This window comes from Streptococcus sp. 27098_8_148 (assembly GCF_041432105.1).
GTDB classification, from domain to species: domain Bacteria; phylum Bacillota; class Bacilli; order Lactobacillales; family Streptococcaceae; genus Streptococcus; species Streptococcus parasanguinis_AE.
The window spans coordinates 1-7645 of record NZ_JAPVYY010000026.1 but is presented as its reverse complement, the minus strand read 5'-3'; the positions used below and the strand labels follow the sequence as shown (position 1 = coordinate 7645).

Annotated in this window: 7 protein-coding genes; 5 read left to right on the top strand and 2 right to left on the bottom strand. The window is 42.6% G+C overall.

The annotated features are described in order from the left end of the window. Window positions 1-40: 40 nt before the first annotated feature. Window positions 41-595 carry a GNAT family N-acetyltransferase gene (locus tag O3646_RS10750; protein WP_371610875.1) on the bottom strand — a complete coding sequence of 185 codons (555 nt, stop codon included), beginning with the start codon at window positions 593-595 and terminating at the stop codon, window positions 41-43. 96 nt (window positions 596-691) lie between these two features. On the opposite strand from O3646_RS10750, the gene O3646_RS10745 reads away from it, so the two are divergent. Continuing rightward, window positions 692-2035, top strand: coding sequence for an MATE family efflux transporter (locus O3646_RS10745; RefSeq protein ID WP_195327136.1), 1344 nt, complete (start codon window positions 692-694; stop codon window positions 2033-2035). Window positions 2036-2103: 68 nt separating this feature from the next. Here the strand turns inward: O3646_RS10745 and O3646_RS10740 are convergent, their stop codons facing one another. Next, the gene (locus O3646_RS10740; RefSeq protein WP_371610874.1) at window positions 2104-3774 is read right to left on the bottom strand and encodes a formate--tetrahydrofolate ligase; all 1671 of its coding nucleotides are present in this window, start codon (window positions 3772-3774) and stop codon (window positions 2104-2106) included. Window positions 3775-3949: 175 nt separating this feature from the next. Between O3646_RS10740 and O3646_RS10735 the strand changes: the two genes are divergently transcribed. The 4 genes from O3646_RS10735 (at window position 3950) to O3646_RS10720 (ending at window position 7601) form a co-directional block, all read left to right on the top strand. Beyond that, the gene (locus O3646_RS10735) at window positions 3950-4627 is read left to right on the top strand and encodes a phosphopantothenate--cysteine ligase (RefSeq protein WP_371610873.1); all 678 of its coding nucleotides are present in this window, start codon (window positions 3950-3952) and stop codon (window positions 4625-4627) included. 10 nt (window positions 4628-4637) lie between these two features. Beyond that, window positions 4638-5177, top strand: a complete 540-nt coding sequence (gene coaC / locus O3646_RS10730) for a phosphopantothenoylcysteine decarboxylase (protein ID WP_195327133.1) — start codon at window positions 4638-4640, stop codon at window positions 5175-5177. Continuing rightward, on the top strand, window positions 5174-5734 hold the full coding sequence (locus O3646_RS10725; protein WP_195327132.1) for an ECF transporter S component: 561 nt from the start codon (window positions 5174-5176) through the stop codon (window positions 5732-5734). The genes coaC and O3646_RS10725 overlap by 4 nt, the downstream gene beginning before the upstream one ends. 151 nt (window positions 5735-5885) lie before the next feature. Next, the gene (locus tag O3646_RS10720) at window positions 5886-7601 is read left to right on the top strand and encodes a phospho-sugar mutase (RefSeq protein WP_371610872.1); all 1716 of its coding nucleotides are present in this window, start codon (window positions 5886-5888) and stop codon (window positions 7599-7601) included. Window positions 7602-7645 lie beyond the last annotated feature (44 nt).

Here is a 7645-nt window from a genome sequence, read left to right as displayed (position 1 = left end):
AATTGAGAGGCTAGGACTTTTGTCCCAGCCTCCTTCTTGTCTAGTGGTCACTAAAGCGTCTATATTTAATGCGGAAATCGAAATAATTTTCTTCCTGCAGTTTACGGAAAATATCGCGATAAGCCTCTTCGTCAAAGTGGTCACCCCGATAGAGAATTTCAAAGCTCAGTCCTTCGTATTCTAAAAAGGCATTGGCAGTTTTAAATCCATTTCGCTTATAGAAATCCATCCGAGACTGACGTTGCTCTAGATTGTCACATTCTTCATCCAAACGTTCCACTTCAAGAATCATGGTTCTTTGGTAAAATTCTACCAATTTTTCAATGATTTCTTGACCATAACCGTGGCTACGTAGGTGGGGCATAATGGCAAAGAAGCTAACATAAAAAGCTTTCTGGTTATAGATAGAAAAAGCAAATCCTACAAATTCTTCTTCGTTATAAAAAGCAAAAAAATTAGCATCGTCATTGTCCGTATAACGCAGGTATTCCGACATAGGGACTCGCTCTTCTTCTGGGAATGCCTCGATATTCAGCCTCTCGACCTTGTCCAGATCTGGGAACGTTTCCGTAATTAATTGACTGGTTAAGCTCATAAAAGCCTCCTTTTCTGCCCTGATTATACCAAAAAATGTAAGGGCCTTCAACTATCGACGCTTGTCGCTGGTTCCTGAAGTTGGTATAATGACACTATGAAAAGAATTCAACGTGTGGATCTCATAGATGGTCCTATTTTACCCGCTCTTTTGAGTTTCGCCTTTCCTATTCTTTTATCCAATATCTTTCAACAACTCTACAATACCTCGGATGTTATGATTGTGGGGCGTTTTTTAGGTCAAAAATCATTGGCTGCCGTTGGAGCAACCTCTGCCATATTTGATTTGATCGTTGGATTTGCTGTCGGTGTTGGAAATGGGATGGGGATTATTATCGCGAGAAATTATGGAGCCAAAAACGAAGACCAATTACGAAAATCAGTCGCCGCAACTGCTATTATTGGTGGCATCCTCAGTCTCTTTGTGATCTTCATTGGTGCTGTTGGACTTTTTCCCCTGCTCCAATTTTTAGGGACCCCATCAGCAATTGTGTCTCAGTCTTATCTCTATATCTCCACTATTGTCAATGGTGTGGCTGTGACCTTTGCCTATAATCTTTGCGCTGGACTTCTTAGAGCTGTTGGCGATAGCATAGCGGCACTCTACTTCCTGATTATCGCTGCCGTTCTCAATATTCTTCTCGATCTTTATTTTATTACCCAACTCCATCTCGGAGTCCAATCCGCTGGAATTGCGACCATTATTGCCCAGGGTATTTCGGCCCTTCTTTGTCTTCTCTATATTCGTAAGAAGGTCCCTTTTCTGCTCCCGCATCGCAAGGATTTTGTTTGGGACAAGGAGCTTTATCAGGATCTGCTAAGTCAGGGCCTTGCCATGGGCCTCATGACTTCCATCGTTTCGATTGGAACGGTTATCCTCCAATCCGCTATTAATCAGCTTGGAACAACCATTATCAGTGCACAGGTCGCAGCCCGTCGTATCATGTCCTTTGCCGTTTTACCGATTACTGCTATCGCCTCAAGTATCACAACCTTTATCTCGCAGAATTTTGGCGCAGAGCAATTCCAGCGGATCAAAAAAGGCGTTACCATTGCCAACCTTCTTTCTTGGGTTTGGTCTGTCTTGGTTGCTGCTCTTCTATTCTTCACAAGTCCGTCTTTAACCAGCTTTATTTCCGGCTCGACAAATCCTGATCTCATTGCAAATGCCAGTCTTTATCTCCAGATCAGCTCTTGCTTTTATCCTATTTTGGCGAGTCTCATCATCCTGAGAAATGCCCTACAGGGAATGGGTAAAAAATTAACCCCACTCACATCCAGTTTTATTGAATTGTTTGGAAAAATTTTCTTCGTTCTGTGGATTATTCCTCACACCGGCTACATGGGGGTCATTCTCTGCGAACCCCTTATCTGGATTCCCATGACCCTACAGCTCATCATAATCTATCGAAAAATCAGGTACCAACTCCTTACTGAATAATGATTGATTAACAAGACCAAAACAACTTCTGCTCATTTGAACAGAAGTTGTTTTTAGATATCTAGCTATTAGAACAAACCGATGGCTGTTCCATCATCAGCCACATCCATATTCAAAGCAGCTGGACGTTTTGGTAAACCAGGCATGGTCATGACATCCCCAGTCAAAGCGACAATAAAGCCTGCTCCCAATTTTGGAACCACTTCACGGATAGTGATTTCAAAGTTTTCAGGAGCTCCCAAGGCATTTGGATTATCAGAGAAGCTATATTGTGTTTTGGCCATACAGATTGGCAACTTATCCCATCCATTTTTCACGATTTGGGCAATTTGTGTCTTGGCTTTCTTCTCAAAATTCACCTTAGTACCGCGATAAATTTCTGTAACAATCTTTTCAATTTTTTCTTCAACAGAAAGGTTATTATCATACAAGCGTGTGTAGTTAGCTGGACTTGTTTCAATGGTCTTAACCAAGGTTTCAGCAAGTTCAACTCCACCGTCCGCACCATTCGCCCATACACTCGCAAGCTCAACTGGCACCTCAATTTCAGCACACAATTCTTTCAAAGCAGCAATTTCTGCTTCTGTATCAGTGATAAATTCATTGATGGCAACCACTGCAGGAATGCCAAACTTACGGATGTTTTCAACGTGGCGTTTCAAATTGGCAAAACCAGCACGAACAGCCTCTACGTTTTCTTCTGTCAGAGCATCCTTAGTCACTCCACCGTTCATCTTAAGGGCACGGAGTGTCGCTACGATTACGACTGCATCTGGTGATGTAGGCAAGTTTGGAGTTTTAATATCGAGGAATTTTTCAGCACCAAGGTCAGCCCCAAAACCTGCTTCTGTAATCGTATAGTCAGCTAAATGAAGAGCTGTCGTCGTTGCTAATACAGAGTTACATCCATGAGCAATATTGGCAAATGGACCACCGTGAACAAAGGCAGGCGTTCCATAGATGGTTTGAACCAAGTTTGGCTTAATCGCATCTTTGAGGATCAAGGCAAGAGCCCCTTCCACTTCCAAATCACGGACATAGACCGGGCTACGATCATAACGGTAACCAATCACGATGTTGGCCAAACGACGTTTCAAATCTTCAATATCTGTCGCCAGGCAAAGGATGGCCATGATCTCAGAAGCAACGGTAATATCAAAACCGTCTTCACGCGGAATCCCATTTAAAGGACCGCCAAGACCGACAGAGACATGACGAAGAGCGCGGTCATTCAAGTCCACTACCCGTTTCCAGATAATCCGACGTTGGTCAATACCTAGCTCATTTCCTTGATGCAAATGATTATCAATCAATGCTGAGAGGGCGTTATTAGCCGTTGTGATCGCATGCATATCCCCTGTGAAATGAAGGTTGATGTCTTCCATCGGTAGAACTTGGGCATAGCCACCACCAGCAGCACCACCTTTAATCCCCATAACTGGACCTAAAGAAGGTTCGCGAATGGCAATCATGGTTTTTTTACCGATTTTATTCAAAGCATCTGCTAGACCAATGGTAATGGTTGATTTCCCTTCTCCAGCTGGAGTTGGGTTGATCGCAGTGACTAAGATAAGTTTTCCTACTGGATTTTTCTCAACTTCACGAATCTTATCAAAGCTCAATTTTGCCTTGTATTTTCCATACAATTCAAGATCATCGTCAACCAAACCAATTTTCTTAACAACGTCCACAATCGGTTGGAGTTCAATGCTTTGAGCAATTTCGATATCTGTTTTCATAAGGGACTCCTTTATATTTGATAGATCTATTATACCTAAAATTCGCGAAAATAACATGGTTTTTCCACCTTTTGAATCGAACGTTCGTTTTTTATCTAAATTTTATGGCTATACATAGTTAATCCTAATAGCTTCAGAACTTTACTTACGTATCTTTTTTGTGTAAAATAAGCATATGCATATTTTAATTACATCAGGTGGGACGAGCGAAGCCATTGATAGTGTTCGTTCGATCACCAATCATTCCACCGGGAGCCTAGGGAAAATCCTTGCAGAAATGGCTCTTGCAAAGGGACATCAGGTGACCTTGATCACAACGCCTACCGCGCTTAAACCCGATCCTCATCCACAGCTTCGACTTCTATTGATCCAGAATGTCGAAGAACTTCTCGCACAAATGAAAACGGAAGTCCCTCATCATCAGGTTTTGATTCACGCTATGGCAGTCTCAGACTACACACCTGTTTACATGACAGGCCTTGAGGAAGTTGAGAAGGCTCAAGACCTTCATAGCTTTATCCATCGCGAAAATCAGGAAGCGAAAATTTCTTCCAAAGAAGAATACCAAGTGCTCTTTCTAAAGAAAAATCCCAAGATTATCTCGCTCGTCAAAGAATGGAACCCTGCTATTCAACTGATCGGCTTTAAGCTTTTAGTCGACGTTTCTTCTGAAGAGTTGATCCATGTAGCGCGTGAAAGCTTGGTTAAAAATCATGCCAGCATGATCGTTGCCAATGATCTGACCAAGATTCAGAACGGTCAGCATCAAGCCTATCTAGTGACAGATGATCAGGTCCTAGAAGCTTCTACGAAAACAGAAATCGCAGAGGCTATCCTACGTTATATCAAATAAAAAGGAACATATGACACACATTACTTTAGCGGTTACCGGTAGTATTTCCGCCTATAAGGCTGCTGATATTACCAGCCAACTAACCAAATTGGGAATTGAAGTGAAGGTCCTCATGACTCCTTCAGCCCAAAAATTTATCACCCCTTTAACCTTGCAAGTTCTTTCAAAAAACCAAGTAGGGCTAGATGTTATGGTGGAAGACGATCCACGGCGGATCGAGCACATCGACATTGGGAAAGAAACTGACCTCTTTCTTGTCGCGCCAGCCAGTGCCAATACCATTGCTAAATTGGCTATGGGACTGGCAGATAATATGGTCACAAGCACAGCTCTAGCCTTGCCACAAAGAACTAAAAAATTACTGGCCCCTGCTATGAATACAAAAATGTTAGAACATCCCGCTACCCAACGAAATCTAAAGCTCTTACAAGACTATGGTTACCAGATTATCCAACCTCGTGATGCTGTTCTTGCTTGTGGGGACAAAGGTGCTGGAGCTCTAGCGCCTGTAGAAACTATTGTAGAAACTGTTAAGGAGAATTGTTTATGAGAAAATCATCTTCTATTTCACGAATTGCCATCTTTTTTGCGGTGATGATCACCATTCACTTTGTGACGTCCTTCATTCTGCAATTTGTTCCATCAGGCATTCAACCAACCTTGGTTCATATTCCTGTCGTGATCGCCTCTATCATATACGGTCCACGGATTGGAGCTATCTTAGGACTCCTCATGGGACTCTTTAGCCTCACTATGAATACCCTGGTTATAACACCCGCTAGCTATCTCTTTAGTCCCTTTGTCCCTCACGGGAATCTCTACTCCCTTATCATTGCCATAGTCCCTCGGATTCTCATCGGAGTAACCCCATACTTCGTCTATCGCTGGATTCGCAATCGTACTGGACTTGTGATCGCTGGAATTGTCGGCTCTATGACCAATACTGTTTTCGTTCTAAGTGGGATTTACTTCTTCTTTGGTAACAGTTTTGGAGGGGGAATTCAACATTTCCTTGGCTTGATTGTGTCTACTAACTCACTCATCGAAGTCATTGCGACAGTACTCATTACCAGTGCAGTCGTTCCATCTCTTGAAAAATTAAAATAACCTTCAAAGCCAAGACCAATTTATCTTGGCTTTTTTTGATGGTGAATTAACCCTATTTTTTTTGAAAAGATTTACAATTATCGCTAGAATTTTCTGAAAAAATTTGCTATAATGTAAGCGATTAAATTATAAGCAAAAAGGAGACGCTTGCATGACCTATCAAGAAAACTACCAAAAATGGCTCGACTTTGCTGAATTACCAGCTTACCTTCGTGATGAGTTGGTCGCAATGGATGAAAAAACAAAAGAAGATGCCTTCTATACCAACCTTGAATTCGGTACAGCTGGTATGCGTGGATTAATTGGTGCTGGTACTAACCGTATTAATATCTATGTTGTTCGCCAAGCAACTGAAGGGTTGGCCCAATTGATCGACTCAAAAGGTGAGGAAGCGAAGAAACGCGGCGTTGCGATCGCCTACGACAGCCGTCACTTCTCTCCTGAGTTTGCTTTTGAATCTGCTCAAGTTTTGGCTGCACATGGGATCAAATCGTATGTATTTGAAAGCCTACGTCCAACACCTGAATTGTCGTTTGCTGTTCGTCATCTCCACACATTTGCTGGGATCATGGTAACCGCTAGCCACAACCCTGCTCCATTTAACGGATACAAGGTTTACGGTGAAGACGGTGGACAAATGCCACCTGCAGATGCTGATGCATTGACAGATTACATCCGTACTATCGAAAATCCTTTCACTGTACAATTGGCTGACCTTGAAGAAAGTAAGGCTAGCGGTCTCATCGAAGTTATCGGTGAAAATGTCGACGCTGAATACTTGAAAGAAGTGAAAGGCGTTAACATCAACCAAGACTTGATCAATGAATACGGTCGCGACATGAAGATTGTCTACACTCCACTTCATGGTACTGGTGAAATGTTGGCTCGTCGTGCTCTTGCCCAAGCTGGATTTGAAGCTGTTCAAGTTGTTGAAGCTCAAGCTGTTCCAGATGCTGACTTCTCAACTGTTAAATCTCCAAACCCTGAAAACCAAGCTGCCTTTGCTCTTGCTGAAGAACTTGGCCGCAAAGTAGACGCTGATGTATTGGTTGCAACTGACCCAGATGCTGACCGCCTTGGTGTTGAAATCCGCCAACCAGACGGTTCTTACCTCAACCTTTCTGGTAACCAAATCGGAGCGATCATTGCTAAATACATTCTTGAAGCTCACAAAACAGCTGGTACCCTTCCTGCCAATGCTGCCCTCTGTAAATCCATCGTATCAACTGAGTTGGTAACTAAGATTGCAGAAAGCTACGGCGCAACCATGTTTAACGTCTTGACTGGTTTCAAATTTATCGGTGAAAAGATTCATGAATTTGAAACGCAACACAACCACACTTACATGCTTGGTTTTGAAGAAAGCTTCGGTTACCTCATCAAACCATTCGTACGTGACAAAGACGCTATCCAAGCCGTTCTTATCGTTGCTGAGATCGCAGCTTACTACCGCTCACGTGGTATGACTTTGGCAGATGGTATCGAAGAAATCTACAAACAATACGGTTACTTCGCAGAAAAAACCATCTCTGTTACCCTTTCAGGTGTTGACGGAGCTGCTGAAATCAAGAAAATCATGGATAAATTCCGTGGCAATGCTCCTAAACAATTCAACAACACAGACATTGCTAAGACAGAAGACTTCTTGGAACAAACAGCTACTACTGCTGACGGCGTTGAAAAATTGACAACTCCTCCAAGCAACGTTCTTAAATACATCTTGGCTGATGATTCATGGTTTGCCGTTCGTCCTTCAGGTACAGAACCAAAAATCAAATTCTACATCGCTACAGTTGGTGAATCTGAAGCAGATGCTAAAGAAAAAATTGCAAATATCGAAGCAGAAATCAATGCTTTTGTAGGCTAAAACACGAGGCTGGGACAAAAATCCTAGCCTCTCAATTATTTTTG